Below are 23,101 nucleotides of genomic sequence, written 5' to 3' on the forward strand. Positions count from 1 at the left end.
ACGGAAGGTGTGGTCCGGAAGGCGCCCCGGGGACACCGCCACTCCGTCATCCCCCCAAGACCGGAGCCCCCATGCTGAACACCGCACTGGCGAAGCTGCTCACCCTGAAGGTCGGGGCCACGGCGCTCGCCGTGACCGCCACCGGTGGGGTGGCGCTCGCCGCCGCGAACGGCACCCTGCCGAATCCGCTGGCCGGGGCGAGCGCCAAGCCCTCGGCGCACGCCACCGGCGCCCCCGCCGACAAGGTGAAGGGCGAGAAGTCACCGGGCGCGAAGGGCACCCCGTCGCCGTCCCTGGTCGGCCTCTGCCGCGCGTACACCGCCAAGGCCGGCGACAACCCGGGCAAGGCGCTGGAGAGTCCCGCCTTCACCGTGCTGATCACCACCGCCGGTGGCCGGGAGCAGGTGGCCGGCTACTGCGCCACGCTGCTCGCCGCCGAGAAGGGCAAGCCGTCCCCCCGCCCCTCGGTCCCGCCCAGCCACCCGACCGGCAAGCCGGACACGCGACCGAACCCGCAGGACACCACCCGTACCGGGGGCCCGGGCGGCGGCCACAAGCCGGCCACCCCGACCGCCGGCTGAGCTCCGACGCCGGGCGGGGCACCTCACTCCCATTCCCCCTCCGCCCCGCCCCGGCGTCGGTCAGGCCGCGTCGCACCGACTACTCACCCCCCAGGTCGTCGGTGCGACGCGTGCCGCACCCCCGCCCCTCCGGGGGCGAGCCGGGGCGGCGGTTTCGCGGCCGCCGCCCCGGCGGGTCCGCACCGGGCCCTGGCCGAGTCTCCCGGTCGCGCGACCGGTCGTCGTACCGTCGGTCAGCTCGCTGCCCAGCCGGCGGCGTTGCTGGTGGACTCCCGCGAGATGCCGGAGCCGGTGTCGGGCCACTCCCCGAAGCGTCCTCGTGCAGGTGGGCGAAGATGTAGCACATTTCCTCGCAGTCGGCGTCCAGCACCGCCACCGCCGGATCGGCGCGCACGGCCTCGTAGAACTCCCGACCCAGCGCGACGATCCAGCCCCGGCAGTAGAGGAACCCGTCGTCGGAGCCGTCGGTCACCTCGTGGACGTCCTCCCGGTCGATGTCGTGGAGCTTCCGCTCGACCACGCGGTCGAGGTCGGTCAGCTCCCGGCCGGACAGGTCGGCACAGAGCGCCCGAAGATTGGCGAGGAACGGGTCGAGCCAGTCGTGGATCGCGTACGGGTCGACGTCGTCGGCCTCCGGGTCGCGGGTCGCCAGGGCCCGGCGCAGCGCCGCCGGCTCCGGGCCGAGCCGCTCCCAGGCGGCCTCGACCAGTGCCCAGAAGCGGGCCTCGTCCTCCACAGTGGGCACCCGGATCGCGTCAGCGGTGTCGGTCACCGGCGGAGGGTAGCGAGCCGGACCGACAACCGGCCCGCCCCTTCCGGCCGGCCGTCGTTGGGCGGCCGGGTGGACGCCCACGGGGCTAGATTGGGGCCGTGACCGAGCGGATCAGGCCGCGGGAGTTCCACCGGCTCGACGGCGTCGAGGACTGGCGGGTGTTCTTCCACGCGACCTGCGCGCACTTCCGCACCGGGTCGTTCTCCCGGGGCGTCGCCCTGGTGGCGGTGATCGGCGGGTTGGCCGAGGCCGCGGGCCACTATCCCCATGTCGACCTGCGGCCCGACGGCGTGACCGTACGGCTGCCGACGCCCGACGTGGACTGGCCCAGCGAACGCGACGTCACGCTGGCCCGGCGGATCTCCGAGGCGGCGCGCGAGCTGGACGTGCCCGCCGACCCGGCCGTCCTCCAGCAGGTCAACGTCGCCGTCGACGCCCTCGTCATCCCCGAGGTGCTGCCGTTCTGGCGCGCCCTGCTCGGCTACCGGGACAAGGGGCCCGAGGACCTCATCGACCCGCACGGCCACGGGCCGTCATTATGGTTCCAGCAGATGGACGTCCGGCGCACCGCGCGCAACCGCCTGCACGTCGACGTCTCCGTGCCGCACGACCAGGCCGAGGCGTGCATCGCGGCGGCGCTCGCCGCCGGGGGTCGCCTGGTCACCGACCGAAATGCCCCGACGTGGTGGGTGCTGGCCGACGCCGAGGGCAACGAGGCGTGCGTGGCCACCTGGCTGGGCCGCGACTGAACGTCGGCGCGCCGCCCCGAGGCACCCGCCGGCAACTCGGTTGCCGCGCTCACCCCGGTTCGCTGAGGATGGCCGCGATGAGCGCTCTCAAGATGCATGCCGACGAGATCGAGACCGACGTCGACCTGGTCCGTCGCCTCCTGGCCGGACAGTTCCCGCACTGGGCCGGGCTGCCGATCCGTCCGGTCCCGTCGTACGGCACCGACCACGACATCTACCGGCTCGGTGAGCACCTCGTCGTCCGGCTGCCGCGGATCGGGTGGGCCACCCGGCAGGCGGCCCAGGAGGCGGAGTGGTTGCCGAAGCTCGCACCGCACCTGCCGCTCGCCCTGCCCGTGCCGGTGGCAATGGGGCGTCCCGCCGAGGGCTACCCCTTCGACTGGTCGGTGTGCGAGTGGCTGCCGGGCGAGAACGCGAACGGCACCATCGACGACCTGGACCGGGCGGCGGTCGATCTCGCCGCATTCGTGGCCGCGCTGCGCCGGATCGACACCACCGGCGCCTTCCCGCGCCTTCCCGGCAAGCGGGGCGCACCGCTCGCGGAGCTCGACGAGGGCGTCCGGCGGGCGGTCGCGCGCCTCGGCGACCGGATCGACGGTACGGCGACGCTGCGTTCGTGGCAGGAGTCGCTCGACGCCCCGGCGTGGGACGCCCCGGAGGTCTGGGTGCACGGTGATCTGCTGCCGGGCAACCTGCTCGTCGTCGACGGCCGGCTGTCCGCGGTCATCGACTTCGGCGGCCTCAACGTCGGTGATCCCGCCTGCGACCTGCAACCGGCGTGGAACGTGTTCGCCGGCCCCAGCCGCGAGCGGTTCCGCTCCGAACTGGACGTCGACGACGCGTCGTGGCTACGGGGTCGTGGCTGGGCGCTGTTGCAGGCCGTGATGGCCCTGCCCTACTACTGGGAGACGAACCCCGGCATCGTCCGGCAGGCCACGCATGCCCTGACGCAGGTCCTGGGCGACCGGCACTGACCTCCCGGCCCGCCCTGTTGGCACCTACCTGGCCGGCACGGCCTCCACCGAGGGCAGCCGTATTCCGGGTCCGATCGGCTGTGCGGCCGGGTGCGACCGAGCAGCCTGCGATACGGTCGGACGTTGTGACCGCGCCTGAGATCACCGTCGCCACCCCGGAAGACCGTGAACGGATCATCAGTTCGCTGGTCGCCGCCTTCACCAAGGACCCCGTCCTCCGGTACCTGTTTCCCGACGAGGCGACCTATCCCCGGTACGCCGCCGCCTTCTTCGGGCACCTCTTCGACAAGCGGGTGAGCAGGGAGACGATCTGGACGATCGAACGGGGCGCGTCGGTCGCGATCTGGGAGCCCCCCGCGAGCCAGAGCGAGTGGCCGGACGACGACCTCGTCGCCCAACTCCCCGCCGACGCACTGGCCCGCGTCCACGCCTACGACGAGGCCGTGCACGCGGCACTGCCGGCCGCTCCCTACTGGTACCTCGGCGTCCTGGGTACCCATCCGCAGAACGCCGGCCGCCGGTGGGGCCACGCCGTCATGACAGCCGGACTGCTCCGCGCCGCCGCAGACGATCTGCCGGCGATCCTGGAGACCAGCAACCCCGACAACATCGAGGTGTACGGCCGCGCCGGCTGGGAGGTGGTACGCGCCTTCACGGAGCCCCTCCCCACCTGGATCATGCGGCATCCGGGGTAGGTGTCAACCCGCCGGCTTGTCGCCCTCGGCGGGTGGCGGAGGAAGGAGCAGGCATGTCAACCGAACCGGAGCCCGGCCTCGCGCCCGAGCACACGAGACCCCGTTACGCCGAGGATCCGATCGTGATGACGGTCGACGGGCAGTACTTTCGCATCCGTCAGCGTGCTGAGACGCCCGGCGGGTACGACTTCGACTGGCTCAGCGGGCCGCACGACTACGGCTTCGGGATCACCAGAGCTGACGCCTGCGCAATGACCCTGCCTGAGATGGAGGAGGCCATCCGGAACTTCCTCGCTGAGATCGACCCCGCCACCGGATACCTGAAGGAGTAGTTGAGCGGGCGTGACTCGCTAGGTGGGCCAGCCGGTACCGCAGTACGCGCGCCTGCCCGACCGACAGGACGAGGCTGACTGCGGCGCTGCCTTCCACGCTGGTCACGTTCACCCTCGGCTCGGCGGCCGGGTGCAGAGCCTGGACGAGGGCCACGTCAACGATGAACGCCTCCGGCCGGTTGGTGTTCACGTGCCGGGCGTGGGAGCGATGCTGGCAGTCGTCCCGGTCGCGCCAGCGCAGGTGGCCCTGGTCGGCCGGCTCGGCACAGACCTACGGCGTTGCCCGGGGCACCGTGCGGATGGCCATACGCGAACTGCGCGACAGGGGCCCGGTCGTCACCGTTCACGCGCGGGGCACCTTCGTTGCTGAGCAGGGCTGACCACGCTGACGCGGTTGCACCCGGGTTGTGCCCGGCTATGTCGAAGATCAGCCCTGATCAGCGTTTCCGGTGGTGACAGTGGTGAGCCCGGCAGGATTCGAACCTGCGGCCTTGGGTAGGGGTGTTCCCTAAGCCGCGTTGTCGTCCTGCCACGCCACCCCGGGCCAACCGTCGGTGGTGGCGAGGAAGTGGACCACGATCGGCACGACGTGGCGGGTGTCGACCCCGTCACGATCGCCGTACTGATCGACCTGACCATGGGCCAACACGTACTTCCCGGACGGCTCCGGAGACCCTTGGGGATCAATGGCGTGGAAGCCGGCGTCGCCAGGCTCCGCCAGGCGCAGCACCATCGCGCGAGTACCACCCAGAACGAGGCCGAGGATGGGGCCGCGCTGATGTTCGATCCAGATCTCGCCCTGGCCAGCAGAGACTGCCTCCCGGACGGCGGACAACACCTGCTCCTCGCTCGGGTTCTGCAGCGTCGTCTGGCCCGTGTGCATCATCCACACCGCTCACTACCTCCGCCGGCAACGGTAGATCAGCGGGCCGTACGTTGTCCGGGGCTAGCTGCATCGTCAGTTCGGAAGGGCGAAGATCACCGCCGCGAGATGCCGGAAACGCCTGCTCGTGGCAGGGGAGCGGGGTGACACGCGTGCCGTTCGTGCCCGTAGAAGCGCGGGCTACTGGCACGTGGCTGGCACGCCGCCCTCTGATCCGTAGGTCTTCACCAACGTCTAGGGTCGCCGCGTGGGCGAGTTCGTAGCGGTGTCCGCCTTTCGGACCGAGGACGCAGACAGGGTGCTGGCCGCCGCCGGCCGGTTCTTCACGGCCAACGACTGGCTGGCTGAGCCCGCCCAGAGCACCGAACCGGTGACTGACGACGACGTACTGGGATTCCCGCCGGTAAACGGCTGGACCGTCGTCAACTGGCCGCGCTACTTCACCGAACTCGCCGCCGCGGAGTTCATCTCTCGCGACCTCGCTGTCCTTGGCAGCACGGTGCGCATCCACGATGGCGACTACTGGAGCCATTCGCTGCTGCGCAACGGCGCCACGCTGGACCGGTTCGCGACGATGCCGGGCTACTTCACCGATGACCCCGCGGAAATCGCTCGGCTCACTGCCAAGTACGCCGGCCAGCCGGCCCTGATCGCGGAGGCGGTCGGCTGCCCAGTCGATGATGTTGCGCCCTACCTCGTGCCGGTCGACGTGGAAGACGGCGAGGACGACGAGGGCTACTACGTCGTGGAGCCTGAGATGGGCCGGGCATTTCCTGACGATGAGTTCGAGCTGGACTCGCCCTGGGTCTTTGTCGACTTCTGGCGGCGGTTCGGCCCTCGCTTTCCCGACGACCTGTCCGCCTACCTGTGGCGCCTGCGCTTGGCCGAGGGATGGTTCGACAAGCTCCCGGGCGGAGGTGCTGAACTATAGCCAGGACAGCGCCTGAAGGGATTGCCCTGTCGGGCCGTCGTAGACCGTCCGCCGCGGCGTTCACCGAGCTCGCCGAAGCGATCTGACAGGTGGTCGGCGGGCCTAGCGTGTCCGCCGATCCGGTAACGCAACAGCGCCGGGGTTCGAATCCCTCCGGGCGCGCATCTCCCCAGGTGAGCCGGGTCTCGGCTCCAAGATCAAACCCATCCTTTTCGGTGGACCTCGTGCCGTGCCCGTGCGTCCATGCCCGCCGCGTCGTCGTGAACCAGGCGACCCCGGCACGCGCAAGGCGGTCGCGCACCCGCGCCCACTCCGGCGGACCCCGCGCCCTCCTCGCCGTACCGCGCGTCGTGCTCCGCCACCGGATCCGTCACTGGATCAGCATGCCGACCGACCCTGGTGATGAGTTGTCGCGCCCGCACCCGTCACACCTACGACGGGACACGACGAGACGGAAGGATGACGTGATGAGTGCGGACACGCGGCTGGAGGAGCTGGGCGTGAGCGGTCTGGGCGAGAGCGGGCTGGGCGGGAGCGGTCTGGGCGAAATCGACGAGCCGGCGTTCTCGGGGCTGGCGGAGCGGCACCGGCGGGAGCTGCACGTGCACTGCTACCGGATGCTCGGGTCGTTCGAGGACGCCGAGGACACCGTGCAGGAGACGTTCCTCCGTGCCTGGCGGCGGCGGGAGACCTTCGAGGGGCGGTCGACGTTCCGGGCCTGGCTGTACCGGATCGCCACCAACGCCTGCCTGGACCTGCTCGCCAAGTGCCGCCCGGAGCCTGCGACCGGCGGCGAGGTGCTGTGGCTGCAGCCCTACCCGGACCGGCTGCTCGACGAGCTGCCCGCGGGCGACGCGGACGAGCCGGAGACCGTCGCCGTCGCGCGGGAGACGATCGAGCTGGCGTACCTGGTCGCAGTCCAGCACCTCGCGCCGCGCCCGCGGGCCGTGCTGATCCTGCGGGACGTGCTCGGCTGGCCGGCGAAGGACGTCGCGGAGCTCCTCGGGGACTCCGTCAACTCCGTGAACAGCGCGCTGCAGCGGGCCCGCGCCGGCATGCGGGAGCACCTGCCCGCCGAGCGGCAGGACTGGACCGGCGGCGAGGAGGACGCCGGGACGCGCGAGCTGGTGCGCCGCTATACCGACGCCAGCGTGGCCACGGACATCGACGGGCTCGCCGCACTGCTGCGGGACGACGTCCGCTGCTCGATGCCGCCCACGCCCGGCCTGTACGTCGGCCGCGACACGGTGGTGAACGACTGGGTCGAGAGCGGCTTCGAGGGCCTGAAGCACCTGCGCGCCGTCCTCACCTCCGTGAACCGGCAGCCCGCCGTCGCCTTCTACCTCTGGCGGAAGCGGGAGGGCGCGTACCTGCCGCTGACGATCGACGTCCTGCGCGTCACCGGCGGGGCGATCACCGAGATCGTCACGTTCCACGACGACCAGTTCCCGCGGCTCGGGCTGCCGGAGCGCCTGCCGGCGGACGGCACGGAGTAGTCCCGGTGTGGACGCTCGCGCTGCCCGGTGGCGCGCGTGTCGCGGTGGTCGCGGTGGAGTGGTGCGACGCCTTCGGCATCGTCACCCGCGGGCGGGTGCAGCTGGAGCTGCGCGACGGCGAGCCCGGGCCGGTCCTCGGACGCGACGCCGGGTTCTGGCGTGCGGCACCGGCGTCCGCGCCCTGCGGAACCCCGACCGTCGCACGGCGAGGGTGCGCATCATCACCCCCCAGGGCCAGGACCTCACATGCCAGTCAACACACCCGGTACGCCGATTACCCAATGATGGAGGAACGACATGAACAGCATGAATGACACCGGGGGCGTCGCAGGCCCGGCATCGGGCCAGACCAGCCACACCCACCGACTCCGCGGGCTCGCCGGCACCGGCTTCATTGCCACGCTCGCAGCGATGGTGGCCACCACCCTCGCTGCTGCGCTTGCCCAGGCCGTTGGCGTCGACTTCGAGGTCCCCGATGGTGGCGAGACGATCCCGCTGTCCGGGTTCGCCGTGGTGACCGGCTTCTTCTCGGTCGTGGGCATCGTCATTGCCGTCGCTCTTCTTCGTTGGAGCGCTCGCCCCGCCGAGCGATTCGTGTGGACGGCAGTGTCGCTGACCGCGATCTCGTTGGTCCCGCCCCTCCTCTCCGGGGCAAACACCGCCACCACCACCGCCCTCCTTTGGCTACACCTCGTCCCTGCGACGGTGATGATCCCCACCCTGGCGCGGAGCCTCCGCACCCGGACCGATTGACGATCCCGCAACGGGACAACGCGCGGCACAAGGGCGTGCGCGAGCGCACTAACGTGGCCCTGCGGGAGGCTGTCACGCCGTAGCCGGCGGGGCAGGGAGCGCTGTTTGTGACGTGGGAGGTTGGAAAAGGCTCACTGACGACCGGGTAGACACCGCTCGCGCGGCCAGCGGCAGATGCGGATGCCCGTCGGCAGTTCGCGCTGGACGTGGCCGTTGTGTTGCTCGTGCTCGGCGCCGGCCAGCGCAACGTCGACGGCGGCCTCATCGAGGGTGTGGTACCGGGCAGCTGCGGCGGGCCGGGCTGGGCCTACCGCTCGGGCCGCTCCAAAGCGGAAACTCCGGTATAACGGGCGTGCAGTTCCGCTGGCCGACATCGCCCTTTCGGAGTGCCCCATGACGACGCAGTTGCGTGCCCGCCTCAGCGAGATACTCCAAGCTGGCCACGTCAGCGGTCTGCACGCCGTCGCGGCAGTTCGCGGTGGCCAAACCTTGCTGGAGTACTACGGAACGGGCGAGGACTTTGCCTGGGGCGACTCGCTGGGCGTCGTTGAGTTCGGGCCCGAGACGCTGCACGACATCCGGTCAGTCACCAAGAGCGTGACCGCGCTGTTGTACGGCATCGCGTACGGCGAAGGGCTGGTCCCGCCGCCGGCGGAGCCGCTCCTGCGGGGGTTCCCGCAGTACCCCGACCTGGCGGCCGACCCCCAGCGTGCCCGGCTCACCGTTGAGCACGCGCTGACGATGTCGTTGGGCGTGGAATGGAGCGAAGATCTCCCGTACAACAGCCCGGCCAACGCCGAGATCGCGATGGAGCTGGCGCCGGACCGGTACCGGTACATTCTGGAGCGGCCGATCATCGAGCCGCCCGGCGCCCGATGGACCTACTGCGGCGGTGCCACGGCGCTGCTCGGCCGACTGGTCGCCGATGGCACCGGGCAGTCGCTGCCGCAGTACGGGCAGGCCGTCCTGTTCGCGCCGCTGGGAATCGACAACTTCGGATGGATGACCGGCGCGGACGGAGTGGCCTCCGCCGCGTCCGGGCTGCGACTCGCGCCCCGCGACCTGGCCAGGATCGGCGAGCTGATGCTGGCCGAGGGAGCCTGGGACGGTCAGCAAATCGTCCCCGAGGACTGGATCCGCGCGATGCTCCAGCCACGCCTGCAGACCAGCTGGGGCGCGCAGTATGGCTACCAGTGGTACGTCGAATCCATTGAGGGCCGTCGGCTGGTAGCCGCCATGGGCAACGGCGGGCAGCGCCTGTTCGTCCTGCCCGACCTGGACCTCACCGTGGCCATTACCGCCGGCAACTACGACGACCCCGACCAGTGGCGGACCCCGCTCGGGGTGCTGGAGCGGATCATCCTCCCCGCAATGGCCTGACGGGGCCGGGTCCTTCCGTCAGCCGTGTCGGCATGGCAGGCATCTGGGCCAGACGTCACCTGACACATGTGGTTGGGACAGTTGCTCCATTCGCCGGAGGTGCATCCGTGTCACGGCAACCCGACCCGAGTCCGGTCATCGACATGTGAGTGCGTCGCCACCGTCGCCCGGTCGTCATCGAGGATGGCCGAGTAACAGGGCCGGCTGTCGAGCGTGTGCTGAAACGGATTCGTGGTGGGACTGGACAGATGCCGTGCGGCGCGCCCAGTTCTGGAGGTCCTGGGCCGAGTGGACGATGAGCCTTCGGTCGTCTGCACCGGTGATGGCTTGGTGATCGTCTCGACCGGGAGCGGAAAGTCGCTGACCTGCGGTCACATGGGTGCGCCCGGCAGGATTCGAACCTGCGGCCTTGGGATTAGAAGTCCCCTGCTCTATCCGCTGAGCTACGGGCGCGCGGCGTGCGTGTCGCGCCAAGAGACTACCGCCGCACCCCCGGGCAGCGGGGGAACGGGTGCCCGCTGCGGCGCGGTGATCAGCGTCGCACGCCGCCGCGCGTCCGGTCATCCGGGTTCCGGCCGGGCGCGCCCCGTACCCTCGGTTTCGTGCTACTGGAACCGGACGCCGAGAACGAGGTCGCCTACGAGCTGTGCCAGCTCCTGGGGCGCGCGATCCTGCCGGTCCGCCCGGCCGGGCCGGCCGACGACGGCCCCGCCGGCACCGCCTTCTTCTTCGCGCATCCGACGGGGGAGTACCTGCTCACCGCCGACGTCCTGACCCGGGTCGAGGCCGGCGAGGTCGGGCTGCGGCCGAGCGTCACCGAGCCGACCGGGGCGGCCCCTGACGCGCTGGTCCTGCCGCACTTCGCCGACCGGTGGGGGCACCTGCCCGATCTCGGGGTGGCGGTGCTGCCCACCCACGGGCTGCACGAGCGGGCGGCCGGGCAGGGCTGGCGCTGGCGTACCCAACCGGTGCCGGACGCGGTCGCGGCCGGCGCGGACGACGTCGCCCGCATCGGCGCGGAGCCGGTCACCGCGATCGTGCTGGCGCTGGGTGTCCGCGACGACGGATCGCGGCCGCTGGAGGTCGCGGTCGAGCGGGCCGTCCGCGCGGGCGACGGCCTGCGGATCACCGGCGAGCTGCCCGACGGGTACGTCGGCGCGCCCGTCTTCGGCGTGCAGGCCGACCCGGCGGGGGAGGTCGGGCTGCGCTGCCTGGGCCTGGTGCTGCCCGGCGAGGGCGACCACCCGGTGGCCACCTTCGACCGGATCACCGCCGAGCTGCCGACCGGCGGCTGAGCGCCGGTCAACCGGCCTGCGGTGCTCCCGCCGGTGCCGTGTCCGCAGCCGGCTCCCGGCTGCTGGGAACCGTGGTCGCACCGGACTCCGTCGGGTCGGGGCCGACGTTCGTCGGGCCCGCGCCGAGGAACGCCTCGGCCCACCGCCCGACCTCGGCGAAGACCTTCTCGCGTACGGCGGAGCCGGAGAGCGTCAGGTCGTGCAGGCCGCCGTCGAAGCGGGCCAGGGTGACGTGGTGGCCGAGCCGGGGCGCCCAGCGCACCATGTGCTCGACGTCCAGGACGGCATCGGCCAGGGCCGCGTTGTCGTGCCACTTGGTGCCCTTGAAGCTGCGGGTCGAGCAGGCCAACAGCACGGGCACCGGGATCTCCAGCCCGGCCCGCAGCTGCCGCTGGGCGGTGCGGATGGCGTTGATCCACCCGGCCCGGACGGGGAACCCGGCGAGCGGCTTCCAGGCCAGGTCGTACGTCCACTCGCCGCGGTGCTCGGCGTGCAGGCTCTCGCCGTACACGGTGCCGAGGCCGAAGGGGAGGATGCGCTGCGGCGCCCGGCGGCCCAGCCGGGAGACGGCGGCCGCGAGGGGTCGACGGATGACCCAGGGGGCGTTGATGTCGAAGAACGGGCTGTTCAGGAATAGCCCGTCGACCAGGCCGGCGTCCCGGCGGGCGTGCGCCCAGAGCGAGAGGATCAGGCCGCCGGTGGAGTGGCCCATGGCGAGCAGGGTGTCGTGCCCGTCGTCCTCGCGGATGATCTTCGCGGCGGCGTCCAGCTCAGGGAAGTAGTCACCGAGGTCGCGGCAGAAGTTCGGGGTCTGGTGCGAGAGCAGGCTGCGACCGTACTTGCGCAGGTCGAGCGCGTAGAAGTCCCAGCCGCGCTCGGCGAAGAAGTCGGCGACGTGAGTCTGGAAGAAGTAGTCGACGAAGCCGTGCACGTAGAGCACGGCCCGCCCGGTCGGGCGCTCGGCACGCCGCCGGACCAGGGTGGCGACCACCGGTCCCTCGTCGTCGGTGCCCAGGTCGATCGTCTGCCGCTCGTACGGCGGCCCCAGCACGTCCGGTTCCACGAAGGCGACGGTACGCCCGGAAGCTACCGGGCGGTAGCCCCCCGTTGCCGTCCCCGTCCGACCGCGCCGGTGGACGGGGACGGTCGAGGCGTGGTCTCAGGCCGTCTCGGCGTCGACCCGTTCGAGGTCGGCGTCGGCGTCGGCCACCTGGTCGGGGCCGGGCTGGCCGATCTCCCGGATGTGCTTGTTGTGCCGGGGCTCCTGGCGCGTCTTGGCGTCGTTGAGCCGCCGGCGCAGGTCGTCGCGGACGTCGTGGAGCGCCGCGCGCAGGTCCTCCTCGCTGGAGGTGGTGACGATCTTCTGCCGACCGGCGATCCAGCACTCCAGCGTGACCTTCTGCCCGCGCGCCTCGCGGTCCTTCACCGACAACTCGAGCTCGGTGGCGTCGGCGTGGAACGCGGCCAGCCGCGCGTCCAGGGTCGCGAACTGCTCCACGATCCAGTTCCGGTCGCCCTGGGAGAAACCGGCGCCGACGCGCAGGCACTCGGCAACGGTCGCCGGGTTGGTCACCGCGCTCATCGCCGCACCTCCCGCTCGGTGCGGACGGGGCCGGTGGTACGCGAGCTGAGAATCATCGTCACTGACCTTTCTCATCGAACCTCGTGCCGTGCTGGCTCTCGGTTGATCAAATCCATACCCAGCCGGAGCCGTTCCCACGCCGGGCGACCCCGCCTTCCGATCCTGGTCACACCCGGTACGGCCACCCAGGGCCGCCCGGCCCTAGCAGACCGGGCCCTTGATCAGGTTCTTGTCCACAGGGCGGTCTCGTCGTCCACAGGCCCGGCCGGTCCACTCGTGGCGCGGCGCCCACCCGGCCAGGCTCGGCACCGAGTCGACTCGCCACGGCAGGCCCTGAAACCCCTGGGAGGGGACGATGTTCGATACCTACGTCACGATCGTCGGAGATGGCTAACGCCCATCATCGTCGACCATCCCCCGACCTGCGGTTATTCGTGGTCGACGCTGCGGAGCCGGGTGTTGATCCGGCGGAGGGCGTCGATGCTGGCGGGGTCGATGCCGCTGGCGTGCGTCGTGTCGTCCTCCGCTCCGACGGCCACAGCCCCGACGTACCGATGCCCCTCGTGTTGGCGGGGCGTCGGCAGGTATACGGTCCGCTGGCGGGCGACTTGCTCGCGGAGTTCGTCGACTGCCGCCGCCATCTGGCGCAGCTCGCCGACCGCGACGCGGCGCATGCGCCGTTCGGCGGAGCGGGACAGCCAGCCGCAGTATCCGGCGATGAAGAACGAGACGAGGATGGCGTACGCGCCGCGGTTGACGTCGAAGTGCAACTCGGCGTCAACGGTGTAGAGGACGATGGCGGCGCTGATGCTGAACACGGCGAGGAGGAGGTAGGCGTGTTCGGCGCGGAGACGGCCGGGATCTCGGTCGGACGTTTGCTCTCGGGTTCCCCACGTGTCGTTCATGCCGTGGAAGTTTCACGTACCGGGTACTTTCAAGGTCAAATAATCTCGTCGCATGTCGCAGATAGCGAAACATGAGTGATCATGCTGTTACGCGGTGCAAGATCGGTCCGATTGGATCAGATGGGGCTTGTCCGAAACGCGACCCTGTACCGGTCCGCCGGGTACAGATCCTGCAAACCGTCCGCGTGGATGACCAGGATCAGCGGCACACCCTCAGGCATGTCGTAGGTGTCCCGCTCCGCTGGTGAGGGCATCCGCGCCGACACCGTATCGTCCGCGTCGACCGTCACCAGCTCCGGCTCCGGGTGCTCCCGCACGACCACACCGTAGCCCCGCACCGCGGTCGCCAAGCCCTCGTTCCGCAACATCATCAGCGCAGCCCGGGCGGTCTTCGGCGCCACCCCGTACGTCTGCGCGAGCATCGTCTCCGACGGCAGGCGCCGACCGGGTGGAAGTTCCCCGGAGGTGATCTGCGCGCGGAGGATTTCGGCCAGCTCCAGGTAGCCGACCGGGCCCTGCCCCGGGTAGATCACCCCGGCAGGCTAGGGCCCGGCGTTCTGGGTGTTGGTGGGCTACCCAGCTAGCCCAATTTGGAGGTCAGGCCGATGCTTTGCGGACCTTCGCGAACCGGTTCCACAGCTTACGGCCCACCCGCAGCTTCCGGCCCGGGGTGCGCCGGCACCACCAGCAGTCGCGGAACACCCTCCCGTCGCTGCGGTAGTGCCGGGCGCTGCCCTTGCAGCACCAGCAGTGCTTCCACTCCCGCCACCAGCAGTCGACGCCGTAGCAGAACAGCACGGCGATGACGACCAGGGCGAGCATCACCTGCCACGGCGCCTTCCCGATCAGGTCCCTCACGCCGCCGCCTCGGCCTTGTTGTCGCTCTCCGCCCAGGCGGCCAGATCCGCGTGGGCGTACAGGTCCGCGGTCCCCCGCCTGCCGCGCGGCTGAGGCACCCTGCCGACCTTCCGCTGCAGACGCTTCTTGGCTGCTGCGTGCGTCCACGGGAGCACGCCGGCATCCACCGCCTCACGCAGCGTCAGGAAGTCGCCGGCAGGCCTTGATAGCGCCTCTACCTGCGATGTCTCCGGGGACCGGGGACAAGCGAGCGCCCGGGCCTGCTTCACGGTCAGGTAGGCGACCTGCACCTCGGTGGCGCGTCCGCCGATGACGACCTGCCACCGTCCGAGGGTGCGCGACGAGCGGGGCATGGCGGCCTCGGGGACGAGCATCTTCCAGTTGTTGGTGGTGTAGCGGGCCAGGAAGCGGATGCCGAAGTTCTCGCGCGCCTCCGGTCCGCCGATCGCCCGGGCGGTGAGCATCTGCGCGATGGCGAACACGTTCACCTTGGCGGAGCGGCCCATGAACAGCAGGTCGGCGAGCGCCGCGATGGCCGGCGATCGCTTCGGGTCGCTCTTCTCCCGCACCTCCGCCCAGAAGTTGGTGAGCTGGCCGATGGTGGCGTTCAGCTCCTCGCAGATGACCAGCTCCCGCTCGCCGGGGTCCCAGTCCTCCGGCTCGTGCAGGGCGAGGGTGTTCCGCTCGTCGGCCTTCTGCGCCTTGCGGATCAGCGCGTCGTGCATCTGCGCAGGTCGGGTGCAGTAGTCCACGCCGGGCAGGCCGACGGCCCACCGGTGGGAGCCCTTGCGGTCGAGGATGGTGACCCGGCCGCCGCGGGCGAGTACCTGCACGGCCAGCAGCTGCGCGAGGACGCTCTTCCCGGCGCCGCTGCCGGCGGACGCCGCGATGTGTGGGGAGTCGTCGTGCAGGGAGATGACCACGGGCGTGTCCCCTGCGCCCTGGCCGATGTAGAACTCCCACTCGGCCAGCTTGGGCAGCCGCTCGACCACCTGGTCGTGTCCGACGAGCGCCGGGGGGCGTTTGCGGACCGTCCACCGGGCGCGGACCTTCGGGCCGACCTGATCCCACGACTCCACCAGATCGGCTACGGGGATCTTGCTGCCGATGATGGAGGAGACGAGTTGCCGCTGCTCGCGGGTCAGGTACGGGCTGTCGATGGTCAGCTCGATGCGCGGTCCGTACTCCGGCGCTGGCCGGCGGAACACCTCCAGCTTCGAGGTCACCGGTCGGGCCTTGCGCTGCAACGCCCACAGCCCGCGCTGGAGGTGCTCCGGCAGCCACCGCACCACCGGCTCGACGTGCTCGCCGTACCACAGCCGCATCCGCTCCTCGGCGGGCGACAGCGGCTTGGCCAGCCGCGGGGTGAGGTTGCCCAGCGACGGGTCGACGTGGAGTTGCACGCCGGTCTGGAGGCCGAGTGGCGGGGTGATGGCGGCGAGGGTGGGGGCGATGTACGCGGCGTGGAAGCGGCGGCGGACGATGCGGCGACGGCCGCGCCACACCGCCACCACGGCGACGCTGCTGGCGGTGGTGAGGCTCTGGTCGGGGAACGCGGTGACGACTCCGGCTGCGGCCGGTACGCCGATTCGGTACGCCTGGCGCTGCCACCCGGCGAGCCGGCCGGCGCCGCGCTTGAGGTACAGGTAGCCGGTGCGCCCATCGAGGGGCCGCCCCGACAGGTAGCGGTAGGTCACCCGCATGACGGTGTGCTTGACCATCAGACCTCCTGGGCGTGGCGGTGGCCGTTGACGGCGGCGGGCGGCTTGGGCCGGTGGCGCAGGACGGATGATTCGCTGACGCCGGCTTCCTTCATGAGGGCCGTCAGGGAGGCGTCAGCGCCGAGCTTGGTGACGGCGGCGGTGACCTTCTCGGCGGCCGTCATCTGACGGCGCCCTGACGGCTTCTTGGCGGGCCGCCTGATGGTCGTCATGACAGGGGCCGGTGACGGGGCGCTGACGGCGTCGGTGACGGTGCGGATGGCAGTCGGTGTGGTGGCGTCCATGACGGCGGTCAGGGTGTCGCCAGGTGGCGGCTTGATGGCGGGCTTCTCCCCCGCCAGCTTCGCCGGGGTGAGGTCGCCACTGATGAGCGCCGCGTACCCGTCGAGGTCCGCCCGCTCGGCGATCCGCCGGGCGATGTGCTCCACGTCGTACGTGTTGACGGCGATCTCCGCCATGACCGGTCCGGCCTTCTCGCGGATCAGCTTGTCGAGGGCGGTGGCGATGGCCTTCTGCCGCCGCTCGGCCCGCACCTGCTCCCGGGCCGCCGCGAGGGACGCCCCCCGGGGAAGGCTGCCAGCCTGGGCGAGTAGCCGGGCGCGGCGGGTGATGCCGGGGTGCCGGACCCACTGCCACACCCCGTACGCCGGGGCGGTGTCCTCCAGCTTCCCCGCGGCGCGGAGTGCGTCCCGGCGCTCGGCTCCCTGGATGAGCAGGTAGACGAGGTAGCCGAGGGCGGAGAACCCGCCGAAGAACGCGGCCATGCCGATGTGGGCGTGTCCGAGCACGTTGGTGGCGACGGCCAGGGCGGCGAACGCGAACGACAGGCCCATGGCGGCGAAGGCCCGCTCGCCGAGTTTGCGGCGGTCGTTGGCGTGGCGCATGAGGACGACGCCACCCAGCTCGGCGGCGGCGATGGGGCCGACCGCCACCCACCACGGCACGTCAAGCCACGCCGCGGCGGCGGTGACGGACCCGCCGAGGGCGGTGGCGAGGACGACCGCGTAGAAGACGCGGACGGTGCGGTTGGTGCTCATCGGGCGTTGGCCTCCCGCTTCTGCATCAGGTCGGACCAGAGGAACTGCTCGGGGTCGGGGGTGGCGGTGACGGCGGCGACCGGCTGACGGCTGTCGAGCACGACGGGCCGGGTGGTGTACCAGCGGTAGGCCCGCTTGATGGCCCGCACCGTCCAACGCGTGGCGCGGTACAGCGCGAAGGCGATGACGGCCAGCCCGACGGCGAAGTCGACCGTCGCCCGCCCCGTCACCTTGGCGACCTTCCAGGCGAAGACGATGGCGTCGACCAGCGCGACGGTGCCGCCGCCGCTGGCGGTGTGGTCCTTGTTGCAGGGGATCAGCACGGTTTCGCACATCAGCGCACCAGCTCCCTCCGCCGGGCGGCGGTCTGTCGGGCCAGCTCGGCGCGGACCGCCTCGTCGTGCTCGGCGGCCTTCTGCGCGCGGAACCACGCCAGGTACTCCTGGCCCTGTCGTGGGTCGCTCTGCCGGTAGACGAGGGCGCGGGCGCCCAGGAAGACAAGGGTGGGGACGCCGATGCCGCCGGCGAGGATGAACGCGACCCACTCCCAGCCCGTCACCGGTCACCCCCGTCGGACTCGACGAGGACCAGCCGGCGGCGACCCCCGTACCGGTTGGGGTTCTGGCGGATCTTCGCGTCGAAGCGGCGCAAGCCGCTGGTGCGGTCGTAGCCGGTCTCAATGCCGGTGCACTCCACCTTGCCGTCGCGGGTGGTGCGTTCCTCCAGCTTGAACCGGGTGGTGGGCTGTGCGGCCTGGGCCGTGTAGTTGATGATGGGCATGGGTCGACTCCTTCGCAGTCGTCCTGAGGCCCTCGGCCAGCGCTGCAATCGCTGGTCGGGGGCTGCCTCGTTGTGGGCGCCTTCCGAATGTAGTGGGTATCTTGTCAGATCGTCAAGGTACCCACTACAGTCACGTTTGCAAGGGCACCCCTTACGATCACGAGGTGGAGAATCCGTTGGCCGACGTTGACGACATTGAGCGCATCACCGACCCCGCTGAGCGGGCAAGACAAGCAGGCGTGCGCCTCGCCGCCGTCCCGGCCTGGCAGGAACGTCTCCGGAAGATCCGGCAGGCCGCCGTTCTTGAGATGAGGCAGCAGCAGATGAGCTACGGGGACATCGGCAAGGAGTTGGGCCTGCACCGCAACCGCATCCAGCAGATCGCCGAAGGCCGGCCCGGCGGCGGCAAGGGCGCGAAGCCCGACGCCTGACCCCAGACGCGACGAAAGGCCCCACCGCCCGGACTGGACGGTGGGGCCTCTCCGTTGCTGCTGGTCGGTACGGTGCTGGCAGGGGGTGACCGGGTGAAGTGCTGGTGTTGCGGTCGGTGGTGGCTGCTGCCGTGGGCGTGCGGCCGGTGCCGGCGTCAACGCCGCGGCTGGCGGCGGGACTACTTGGCCCGGGCGGCGCCGCAGGACGCCCTGCGCGGCATGACCTCCCCGCGGAGTCCCGAGGTCAGAGACTGACCACGCCGGGCCCGAAGAGGACGACGATGAGCAGCACCAGCACGGCGCCGACCATCGCTAGTTGCGCGACTGTCAGCTCCCGTTTCACGACCACGCCGGCGGGTGTCGGGGTGATCGTGGCGGCGGTCTTCCAGTCCCGCTGCACGACGACCTTGTCCCGGCTGCTGCGGGGAGTCGCGCGGAAGCCGGCCGCAGTGGCGTGGGCCATCGCGTCGTCCATGGTGACGGGCCACGCGCCGATGCAGACTCTGCCGTCCGGGGGGAACGGGCTGTCCGGTCTGCCGGGCGGGGTGGCTGCGCTGGACATCGAGGGCTCCCGGGGAAGGTGAGGGACCTGCACGTGGGCCGCCCACTGTAGCGTCCACGGACACGAAAGAGCGGCCCCTCACCCGAAGGCGAGGGGCCGCAGTCTGCGCGGTGGTGCTACATCTGGGGCGTGTTCGGGCCAGGCGGCGGGATGTCGACCACCGACGGGCTGTCCGCCTCGCCGACGGGCGCGGACACCAGCGAGGTGAGGATCGACGCGATGGCGGCGAGGGCGCCGACGGAGGCGACGTCGCCCCAGTTGACGTTGAGGACGCCCAGGCCGTCACCGGCGAGCAGGGCGAGCACACCCTGGGCGAAGGTCTTGACGGCCCGTTCCAGGGCCTGCTTCCAGAACGTGCTGGTCCACATGGTGTGCCTCCTGTGGGTACGGTCGTTGGGTGCAGCTGTACGAGTCGACGCCGGATGGCATCGCCGAGGTGCCCCGGCCTTGCCCTGCTGGGCACACGGAGACGACCCCGGCGTGGGGTGCCTGCCGGGTGCACGGGTGCTGGGAGATGGGCCGCCAGTGGCGGTGCGAGCGGCCCGGGTGCGGCCTCGTGACGCAGCACGAGCATCAGCACCGGCGCGTCAGGTAGCTACCGGCGGCCGGCGTCCTCCCGGTCCCGTTTCCGCTGCGCCCGGGTCAGCAGCCGGTGAGGGATGTACGTCTGCAACGCGAACGCTGTCACCAGCAGGAACGACGCGAACCTACGGCCCGGCCAGCCGGGCGCGAAGTAGTTGACCAGCGTCAGCGCGAACAGGGCCGACTCCACCGCGCGCCGGTACAGCGTCCACCGGCCCTCTGGCGTCCGATGCCACGCCCCGCCGGTCTTCCAGTGGTAGCGGACCACGAACGACGCCGCCAGGCCGAGGCCGACCACGCACGCCGCGAGGGCGAGGTGGATCCACCCGCGCCAGGCAAGGAAGTCAGTCACGGTTTGCCCCCAACGCTGACGCGATGTTCGGTGCCAAGTGGTTCTCCGAGCTGATCCGCCGCTGCGTCTTCGCGGCCTGGTCCACCTCGGACTGCCGGGCGATCACCGAGTTCAGCCGGCGCACCGCCGCCGCAATGGCGCTGCGGGCCTTCTCCTGCTCCGCCGGGTCATGCTCCGGCGGCATCCACCGTTTATGTCGACTCATCGGCTCGGCTCTCCGCAGCCTTGCTGATGGACCGCCAGGCCTGCGCCGACGTGGCCGAGTGCTCCAGCAGCTTGCCGTTCTGCTCTCGGAGCACTTTGTTGGCCTCCACCTCCAAGGCGTGGGCGGTCTTCCACGCGGTCACGTCGTCTGTCTTTGCCGCAATGACCGTCTCGTATGCCTTGACGATGCGGTCGACCTGCGGCCCGGGCACCAGGATGCCCTTCAGCAGCAGCCCGACGACTGTGACGACGACGCCGCCCAGCAGCGCCCACGGCCCACCGCCCGCCACGGCCGCGGGCAGCCATTCCACTACTGCGTCGGGTTGGCCGGCTCACCGGCGGGGAGCAGGTCGCGGAGCTTGGTCAGCACCTGCTCGGCGGTCAGCTCCCCGGACTGGCTGGCCTGCACCAGGGCGCGCAGCTCGGCGTCGCGGCTGGCTTCGGCGGCGGCGTGCTCGTCGAGGCGTCGTAGGACGGCGTCCATGTCGAGGCCCTCGACGCTGGCGGCGAGCGCGACCAGGAGGCCGTCGACCCGTCGCTGCCAGGCCTCGTCGCGGATGCGCCACTTCACCGGCTCCACGGTCGCGCCGGTGGGCGTGGCGGTCTTCCCGACGGCCCACGCCTCGATGACCTGGCTGGCCTTCTCCGACATGTCGTCCTCCACGGTCGGGGCCTTGATGAGGCCGATGTAGGTGAGGTAGCGGCGGAACACCGCCGACTGGTCGCGGCCAGCCTTGATGGCGTCGCGGTGGTAGGAGATGTGCGTGTGCCAGCGATGCGAGCTGTCGCCCGTCGTGCGCCGGCCGAGGCGGTCCCACCGGCGGACGACCACCCCGTCCGGGCTGTAGATGACCTCGCGGATGTCCCGGGTGTCGGCGCTGCCGGCCTTGCACTGCGCGACCAGCCACATCGAGAAGCTGGCCAGCGTGTGCCGCTTCCCCGCGACGGAGACGCTGAAGTCGCCGACGTCCAGCGCGGAGGCGTAGTCGGTCAGCCCGGTGCGGTCCCGCGACGACTCCACCACCGAGTAGTCGTTGGTCACCACCCGGTCGGCGCCGCAGTGGTAACCCCCGCGGTGAGCAGGGTCGCCGACGATGCCGACCTCCGCCGGTTCCAGGTCCGCGCTGCGGGACTCGGACGACATGTTCAGGTGGTCGAGAAGCAGCCGGCGGGCGGCCAGCAGATTCGCGGGGGCGCCGGTCATCGGCTCAGCCCCCGTTCGGTGTGGCCGTGTACTGGGTCGGGTCGGTCGGGTCCTGCGCCACGTCGTAGCCGGGCGCGGTGAACGGCCCGTAGACGGTGCCCTCCACGATCTGGGTGGTGGCGGACACCTGCTGCGGTGCCTGCGCCGGCAGGGTCACCTCACCGGTGAACGTCACATCGCGGGTCACGGTCGCCGGTTCCCCCTCCACCACGACCTGGAAGCGGATGGGGTCGTCGGGCCCGTAGCTGGGCTGGTCGAAGTCAACGCGGATGGTCACGGGCGCTCCTCGGCTGCCTGTGGACAGAGGCAATGCGGCCCCTCTCGAAAATGGCGTGGGTCAGGCCAGCGAGACCATCGAGTTGCTGCCGAAATCGAGCAGCGACTGCATCCCCAGGGTCGTCAGGTTGATCAGGCCGATGCAGCCGTACCGGAAGGTGTAGTGCTGCCCGGCCGACAGGGTGTGCTCCAGCCAGATATTTGCGCTCGTGGTGCCAGCAGGCAGGGTGAACGGCCACAGCAGAGGCGGCATCCGGTACGTTCCCGCGACGACGCTGTATCCCACTGCGCGAGTCGTGCGCGCGGAGGCGATGGCCGCACCTGTCTGGTTGACCACTCGGGCATTCCAGGCGGTAGCGGCGTTGGCGGTCGCCTCCCAGTCCCCGGACAGGTCGTCAACCTCGGCCAGCAGGCACAACGCCAGCCGGTCACCAGCGGTCACGGGGATCGCAGGCGACGACAGTACCCGAGAGGTCGCCGCCGCCGCGTTGATGTCCACCGTCGCCCACTTGCCCGCCGGGAGACGGCCGGTCGTATCTGTCACCAGGGAATATGTGGGCGGGGTGCCGGTGCCGCTCGGCCACTCGAACCAGCCTGACGGGCGGACCGTACCGGAGTCGCACAGCGCGTCGGTGATGTAGTTGCCGGGCTGCCCCTCCGAGGTAACCCAGCCCGGCCAGGCTGGGCCGCTGGCACGGATCGCCGCCGCTACGACGCGGGCCATCCGCAGATGACCGAGGGTGTTCGGGTGGGTGCCGTCACCCGAGTCGTACGCGGCCGGGAGCCGGCCCGTTGTGGTGTCGACCAGCGCCCCCCACACGTCCACGACCTGCGCGCCGAGCAGCGGCGCGAACACGCGCAACCATGCGTTGTATCCATCGATGGCGGTGTGGAACGCCGCCGGGTCACTCGCTCCACGTGGCGGGACGGTCCCCACCAGCACCTGCCCGAGGGCGCGTAGACGGGTGATGATCTGCGTCATGGTGCTGGCGTAGGAGGTCACCGACACGCCCTGGCCGGCGTCGTTCGTCCCGGCCAAGACCACGAACGATGTCGCCCCCGATGCCTCCACCGCAGCCAGCCGTGCCAGCATCTGGTCACTGCGCTCACCCGGCACGCCGGCCTCGAACGAGTCGGGGCGGATGAGGTTGTGCCCAGCCAGGGCGATGGCCCGTGAGGCGTACGAGTAGCTGAAGTTGCTGGCGGCCGATCCGTTGGTGATGGAGTCGCCGATGAACGCCCATCGGTGCCCCCGCTGGAACGCGGCCGGCCGCGACGCCGACGCCGCGATAGCCGCCGCCTGCGCCGCGTCGGCCTTGGTCGTGGCGTCGGTCGCCGCCGCTGATTGGGCCGCCGCCTCCGCCGCGTCAGCTTTGGCCTGCGCCCCCGCCGGGGTTTCCGCCGCCCCGGCCACACCCTCCACCGCGGAGACACGCTGCTCGACCGTCACGAAGTCGCCGCCGATGTTGGCGACCATCCGGGACCGGGGTCCACCGTTCGCGGACGCCCACACCTCGGTCACCCCATCGGGCCCCTGGAACGGCGGGATCTGCCCCGCCGCCCTCGCCGTCGCCCCATCGGCGGAAACGATCACGGGAACCGCCACGCCGTCGGAATCCAGGAGATCCGTGTACTGAGATCCGCCCGTCTCCGCCGACCAGAACGCGATCGTCACGCCACCCACCACGACGGCGTTCTTCCCGGTAACCTCCCCCACCGTCGCGTCGTCGCCATTGATGAACGTCCAGTCGGACACTCCACCGCCG

Annotated in this window: 31 protein-coding genes and 1 tRNA gene; 11 read left to right on the forward strand and 21 right to left on the reverse strand. The window is 71.1% G+C overall.

Annotated elements, in window-relative coordinates:
* The first annotated feature begins 71 nt into the window (after nucleotides 1-71).
* Entirely contained in the window at nucleotides 72-581 is a 510-nt protein-coding gene (locus M2302_RS01145) for a hypothetical protein (protein ID WP_280836097.1), read from the forward strand.
* 79 nt (nucleotides 582-660) lie between these two features.
* Here M2302_RS01145 and M2302_RS01150 read toward each other — a convergent pair whose 3' ends face one another.
* The gene (locus M2302_RS01150; RefSeq protein WP_280836098.1) at nucleotides 661-1,353 is read right to left on the reverse strand and encodes a DUF4240 domain-containing protein; all 693 of its coding nucleotides are present in this window, start codon (nucleotides 1,351-1,353) and stop codon (nucleotides 661-663) included.
* Nucleotides 1,354-1,451: 98 nt separating this feature from the next.
* Here M2302_RS01150 and M2302_RS01155 point away from each other — a divergent pair, with 98 nt between their 5' ends.
* The 4 genes from M2302_RS01155 (at nucleotide 1,452) to M2302_RS01170 (ending at nucleotide 4,103) form a co-directional block, all read left to right on the forward strand.
* Nucleotides 1,452-2,102, forward strand: coding sequence for a VOC family protein (locus M2302_RS01155; RefSeq protein WP_280836099.1), 651 nt, complete (start codon nucleotides 1,452-1,454; stop codon nucleotides 2,100-2,102).
* A 77-nt stretch (nucleotides 2,103-2,179) separates the two neighbouring features.
* The gene (locus M2302_RS01160; protein WP_280836100.1) at nucleotides 2,180-3,076 is read left to right on the forward strand and encodes an aminoglycoside phosphotransferase family protein; all 897 of its coding nucleotides are present in this window, start codon (nucleotides 2,180-2,182) and stop codon (nucleotides 3,074-3,076) included.
* A 125-nt stretch (nucleotides 3,077-3,201) separates the two neighbouring features.
* Nucleotides 3,202-3,771 (forward strand): N-acetyltransferase, encoded by a 570-nt coding sequence (locus tag M2302_RS01165; RefSeq protein ID WP_280836101.1) that lies wholly within the window; start codon nucleotides 3,202-3,204, stop codon nucleotides 3,769-3,771.
* Nucleotides 3,772-3,824: 53 nt separating this feature from the next.
* Nucleotides 3,825-4,103: a hypothetical protein gene (locus tag M2302_RS01170; RefSeq protein ID WP_280836102.1), complete on the forward strand. Its 279-nt coding sequence runs from the start codon at nucleotides 3,825-3,827 to the stop codon at nucleotides 4,101-4,103.
* 508 nt (nucleotides 4,104-4,611) lie between these two features.
* Here M2302_RS01170 and M2302_RS01180 read toward each other — a convergent pair.
* Complete coding sequence (locus tag M2302_RS01180) at nucleotides 4,612-4,995, reverse strand: hypothetical protein (RefSeq protein WP_280836104.1); 384 nt, start codon at nucleotides 4,993-4,995, stop codon at nucleotides 4,612-4,614.
* 238 nt (nucleotides 4,996-5,233) lie between these two features.
* On the opposite strand from M2302_RS01180, the gene M2302_RS01185 reads away from it, so the two are divergent.
* From M2302_RS01185 to M2302_RS01200, 4 genes are all read left to right on the forward strand, one after another.
* Nucleotides 5,234-5,917, forward strand: coding sequence for a hypothetical protein (locus M2302_RS01185; protein WP_280836105.1), 684 nt, complete (start codon nucleotides 5,234-5,236; stop codon nucleotides 5,915-5,917).
* A 467-nt stretch (nucleotides 5,918-6,384) separates the two neighbouring features.
* The gene (locus M2302_RS01190) at nucleotides 6,385-7,413 is read left to right on the forward strand and encodes an RNA polymerase subunit sigma-70 (RefSeq protein WP_280836106.1); all 1,029 of its coding nucleotides are present in this window, start codon (nucleotides 6,385-6,387) and stop codon (nucleotides 7,411-7,413) included.
* Between the two features lie 297 nt (nucleotides 7,414-7,710).
* Nucleotides 7,711-8,166, forward strand: coding sequence for a DUF6069 family protein (locus M2302_RS01195; protein ID WP_280836107.1), 456 nt, complete (start codon nucleotides 7,711-7,713; stop codon nucleotides 8,164-8,166).
* Between the two features lie 393 nt (nucleotides 8,167-8,559).
* Nucleotides 8,560-9,546, forward strand: coding sequence for a serine hydrolase (locus tag M2302_RS01200; protein ID WP_280836108.1), 987 nt, complete (start codon nucleotides 8,560-8,562; stop codon nucleotides 9,544-9,546).
* 380 nt (nucleotides 9,547-9,926) lie between these two features.
* Here the strand turns inward: M2302_RS01200 and M2302_RS01205 are convergent.
* Nucleotides 9,927-9,999, reverse strand: a tRNA-Arg gene (locus M2302_RS01205).
* Between the two features lie 149 nt (nucleotides 10,000-10,148).
* Between M2302_RS01205 and M2302_RS01210 the strand changes: the two genes are divergently transcribed.
* Nucleotides 10,149-10,841, forward strand: a complete 693-nt coding sequence (locus M2302_RS01210) for a hypothetical protein (RefSeq protein WP_280836109.1) — start codon at nucleotides 10,149-10,151, stop codon at nucleotides 10,839-10,841.
* Between the two features lie 7 nt (nucleotides 10,842-10,848).
* On the opposite strand, the gene M2302_RS01215 is transcribed toward M2302_RS01210, so the two are convergent.
* The 10 genes from M2302_RS01215 to M2302_RS01260 all read right to left on the reverse strand — a co-directional run bounded on the left by M2302_RS01215 (nucleotide 10,849) and on the right by M2302_RS01260 (nucleotide 17,724).
* Nucleotides 10,849-11,904 (reverse strand): alpha/beta hydrolase, encoded by a 1,056-nt coding sequence (locus M2302_RS01215; RefSeq protein ID WP_280836110.1) that lies wholly within the window; start codon nucleotides 11,902-11,904, stop codon nucleotides 10,849-10,851.
* Between the two features lie 96 nt (nucleotides 11,905-12,000).
* The gene (locus tag M2302_RS01220) at nucleotides 12,001-12,423 is read right to left on the reverse strand and encodes an HPF/RaiA family ribosome-associated protein (RefSeq protein ID WP_280836111.1); all 423 of its coding nucleotides are present in this window, start codon (nucleotides 12,421-12,423) and stop codon (nucleotides 12,001-12,003) included.
* Nucleotides 12,424-12,851: 428 nt separating this feature from the next.
* Nucleotides 12,852-13,241 carry a hypothetical protein gene (locus M2302_RS01225; RefSeq protein ID WP_280836112.1) on the reverse strand — a complete coding sequence of 130 codons (390 nt, stop codon included), beginning with the start codon at nucleotides 13,239-13,241 and terminating at the stop codon, nucleotides 12,852-12,854.
* A gap of 203 nt (nucleotides 13,242-13,444) precedes the next feature.
* Complete coding sequence (locus M2302_RS01230; RefSeq protein WP_280836113.1) at nucleotides 13,445-13,861, reverse strand: winged helix-turn-helix domain-containing protein; 417 nt, start codon at nucleotides 13,859-13,861, stop codon at nucleotides 13,445-13,447.
* Nucleotides 13,862-13,925: 64 nt separating this feature from the next.
* A complete protein-coding gene (locus tag M2302_RS01235) occupies nucleotides 13,926-14,186 on the reverse strand; it encodes a hypothetical protein (RefSeq protein WP_280836114.1) in 261 nt (86 codons plus the stop codon).
* Nucleotides 14,183-15,907 (reverse strand): DUF87 domain-containing protein, encoded by a 1,725-nt coding sequence (locus M2302_RS01240; protein ID WP_280836115.1) that lies wholly within the window; start codon nucleotides 15,905-15,907, stop codon nucleotides 14,183-14,185. The genes M2302_RS01235 and M2302_RS01240 overlap by 4 nt, the downstream gene beginning before the upstream one ends.
* The gene (locus M2302_RS01245) at nucleotides 15,907-16,944 is read right to left on the reverse strand and encodes a hypothetical protein (protein ID WP_280836116.1); all 1,038 of its coding nucleotides are present in this window, start codon (nucleotides 16,942-16,944) and stop codon (nucleotides 15,907-15,909) included. Before M2302_RS01245 ends, M2302_RS01240 begins: the two co-directional genes overlap by 1 nt.
* Nucleotides 16,941-17,279 (reverse strand): hypothetical protein, encoded by a 339-nt coding sequence (locus M2302_RS01250; protein ID WP_280836117.1) that lies wholly within the window; start codon nucleotides 17,277-17,279, stop codon nucleotides 16,941-16,943. The genes M2302_RS01245 and M2302_RS01250 overlap by 4 nt, the downstream gene beginning before the upstream one ends.
* Nucleotides 17,279-17,503 carry a hypothetical protein gene (locus tag M2302_RS01255; protein ID WP_280836118.1) on the reverse strand — a complete coding sequence of 75 codons (225 nt, stop codon included), beginning with the start codon at nucleotides 17,501-17,503 and terminating at the stop codon, nucleotides 17,279-17,281. Before M2302_RS01255 ends, M2302_RS01250 begins: the two co-directional genes overlap by 1 nt.
* Nucleotides 17,500-17,724, reverse strand: a complete 225-nt coding sequence (locus M2302_RS01260) for a hypothetical protein (protein WP_280836119.1) — start codon at nucleotides 17,722-17,724, stop codon at nucleotides 17,500-17,502. Before M2302_RS01260 ends, M2302_RS01255 begins: the two co-directional genes overlap by 4 nt.
* Before the next feature lie 164 nt (nucleotides 17,725-17,888).
* Here M2302_RS01260 and M2302_RS01265 point away from each other — a divergent pair, with 164 nt between their 5' ends.
* Nucleotides 17,889-18,155 (forward strand): hypothetical protein, encoded by a 267-nt coding sequence (locus M2302_RS01265; protein WP_280836120.1) that lies wholly within the window; start codon nucleotides 17,889-17,891, stop codon nucleotides 18,153-18,155.
* A gap of 244 nt (nucleotides 18,156-18,399) precedes the next feature.
* On the opposite strand, the gene M2302_RS01270 is transcribed toward M2302_RS01265, so the two are convergent.
* The 8 genes from M2302_RS01270 to M2302_RS01305 form a co-directional block, all read right to left on the reverse strand.
* The gene (locus tag M2302_RS01270; RefSeq protein WP_280836121.1) at nucleotides 18,400-18,717 is read right to left on the reverse strand and encodes a hypothetical protein; all 318 of its coding nucleotides are present in this window, start codon (nucleotides 18,715-18,717) and stop codon (nucleotides 18,400-18,402) included.
* Between the two features lie 116 nt (nucleotides 18,718-18,833).
* A complete protein-coding gene (locus tag M2302_RS01275) occupies nucleotides 18,834-19,085 on the reverse strand; it encodes a holin (RefSeq protein WP_280836122.1) in 252 nt (83 codons plus the stop codon).
* 227 nt (nucleotides 19,086-19,312) lie between these two features.
* Nucleotides 19,313-19,651 (reverse strand): hypothetical protein, encoded by a 339-nt coding sequence (locus tag M2302_RS01280; RefSeq protein WP_280836123.1) that lies wholly within the window; start codon nucleotides 19,649-19,651, stop codon nucleotides 19,313-19,315.
* Complete coding sequence (locus M2302_RS01285; RefSeq protein WP_280836124.1) at nucleotides 19,644-19,835, reverse strand: hypothetical protein; 192 nt, start codon at nucleotides 19,833-19,835, stop codon at nucleotides 19,644-19,646. Before M2302_RS01285 ends, M2302_RS01280 begins: the two co-directional genes overlap by 8 nt.
* A 7-nt stretch (nucleotides 19,836-19,842) precedes the next feature.
* Nucleotides 19,843-20,166: a hypothetical protein gene (locus M2302_RS01290; RefSeq protein ID WP_280836125.1), complete on the reverse strand. Its 324-nt coding sequence runs from the start codon at nucleotides 20,164-20,166 to the stop codon at nucleotides 19,843-19,845.
* Nucleotides 20,166-21,059, reverse strand: a complete 894-nt coding sequence (locus M2302_RS01295) for a hypothetical protein (RefSeq protein WP_280836126.1) — start codon at nucleotides 21,057-21,059, stop codon at nucleotides 20,166-20,168. The genes M2302_RS01290 and M2302_RS01295 overlap by 1 nt, the downstream gene beginning before the upstream one ends.
* A gap of 4 nt (nucleotides 21,060-21,063) precedes the next feature.
* On the reverse strand, nucleotides 21,064-21,336 hold the full coding sequence (locus M2302_RS01300; RefSeq protein ID WP_280836127.1) for a hypothetical protein: 273 nt from the start codon (nucleotides 21,334-21,336) through the stop codon (nucleotides 21,064-21,066).
* Between the two features lie 60 nt (nucleotides 21,337-21,396).
* Nucleotides 21,397-23,091 (reverse strand): SGNH/GDSL hydrolase family protein, encoded by a 1,695-nt coding sequence (locus M2302_RS01305; protein WP_280836128.1) that lies wholly within the window; start codon nucleotides 23,089-23,091, stop codon nucleotides 21,397-21,399.
* Nucleotides 23,092-23,101: the final 10 nt, after the last annotated feature.

Origin of the sequence: Micromonospora sp. A200 (assembly GCF_029893845.1) — a bacterium.
In the GTDB taxonomy this organism is placed as follows: domain Bacteria; phylum Actinomycetota; class Actinomycetes; order Mycobacteriales; family Micromonosporaceae; genus Micromonospora; species Micromonospora purpureochromogenes.

Coding starts and splice junctions, on each gene's coding strand:
- M2302_RS01275 (WP_280836122.1), bottom strand. CDS start 19,085: ATGTGGACCAGCACGTTCTGGAAGCAGGCCCTGGAACGGGCCGTCAAG.
- M2302_RS01170 (WP_280836102.1), top strand. CDS start 3,825: ATGTCAACCGAACCGGAGCCCGGCCTCGCGCCCGAGCACACGAGACCC.
- M2302_RS01270 (WP_280836121.1), bottom strand. CDS start 18,717: ATGTCCAGCGCAGCCACCCCGCCCGGCAGACCGGACAGCCCGTTCCCC.
- M2302_RS01240 (WP_280836115.1), bottom strand. CDS start 15,907: ATGGTCAAGCACACCGTCATGCGGGTGACCTACCGCTACCTGTCGGGG.
- M2302_RS01190 (WP_280836106.1), top strand. CDS start 6,385: ATGAGTGCGGACACGCGGCTGGAGGAGCTGGGCGTGAGCGGTCTGGGC.
- M2302_RS01195 (WP_280836107.1), top strand. CDS start 7,711: ATGAACAGCATGAATGACACCGGGGGCGTCGCAGGCCCGGCATCGGGC.
- M2302_RS01220 (WP_280836111.1), bottom strand. CDS start 12,423: ATGAGCGCGGTGACCAACCCGGCGACCGTTGCCGAGTGCCTGCGCGTC.
- M2302_RS01285 (WP_280836124.1), bottom strand. CDS start 19,835: ATGCCGCCGGAGCATGACCCGGCGGAGCAGGAGAAGGCCCGCAGCGCC.
- M2302_RS01160 (WP_280836100.1), top strand. CDS start 2,180: ATGAGCGCTCTCAAGATGCATGCCGACGAGATCGAGACCGACGTCGAC.
- M2302_RS01245 (WP_280836116.1), bottom strand. CDS start 16,944: ATGAGCACCAACCGCACCGTCCGCGTCTTCTACGCGGTCGTCCTCGCC.
- M2302_RS01260 (WP_280836119.1), bottom strand. CDS start 17,724: ATGCCCATCATCAACTACACGGCCCAGGCCGCACAGCCCACCACCCGG.
- M2302_RS01250 (WP_280836117.1), bottom strand. CDS start 17,279: ATGTGCGAAACCGTGCTGATCCCCTGCAACAAGGACCACACCGCCAGC.
- M2302_RS01145 (WP_280836097.1), top strand. CDS start 72: ATGCTGAACACCGCACTGGCGAAGCTGCTCACCCTGAAGGTCGGGGCC.
- M2302_RS01200 (WP_280836108.1), top strand. CDS start 8,560: ATGACGACGCAGTTGCGTGCCCGCCTCAGCGAGATACTCCAAGCTGGC.
- M2302_RS01295 (WP_280836126.1), bottom strand. CDS start 21,059: ATGACCGGCGCCCCCGCGAATCTGCTGGCCGCCCGCCGGCTGCTTCTC.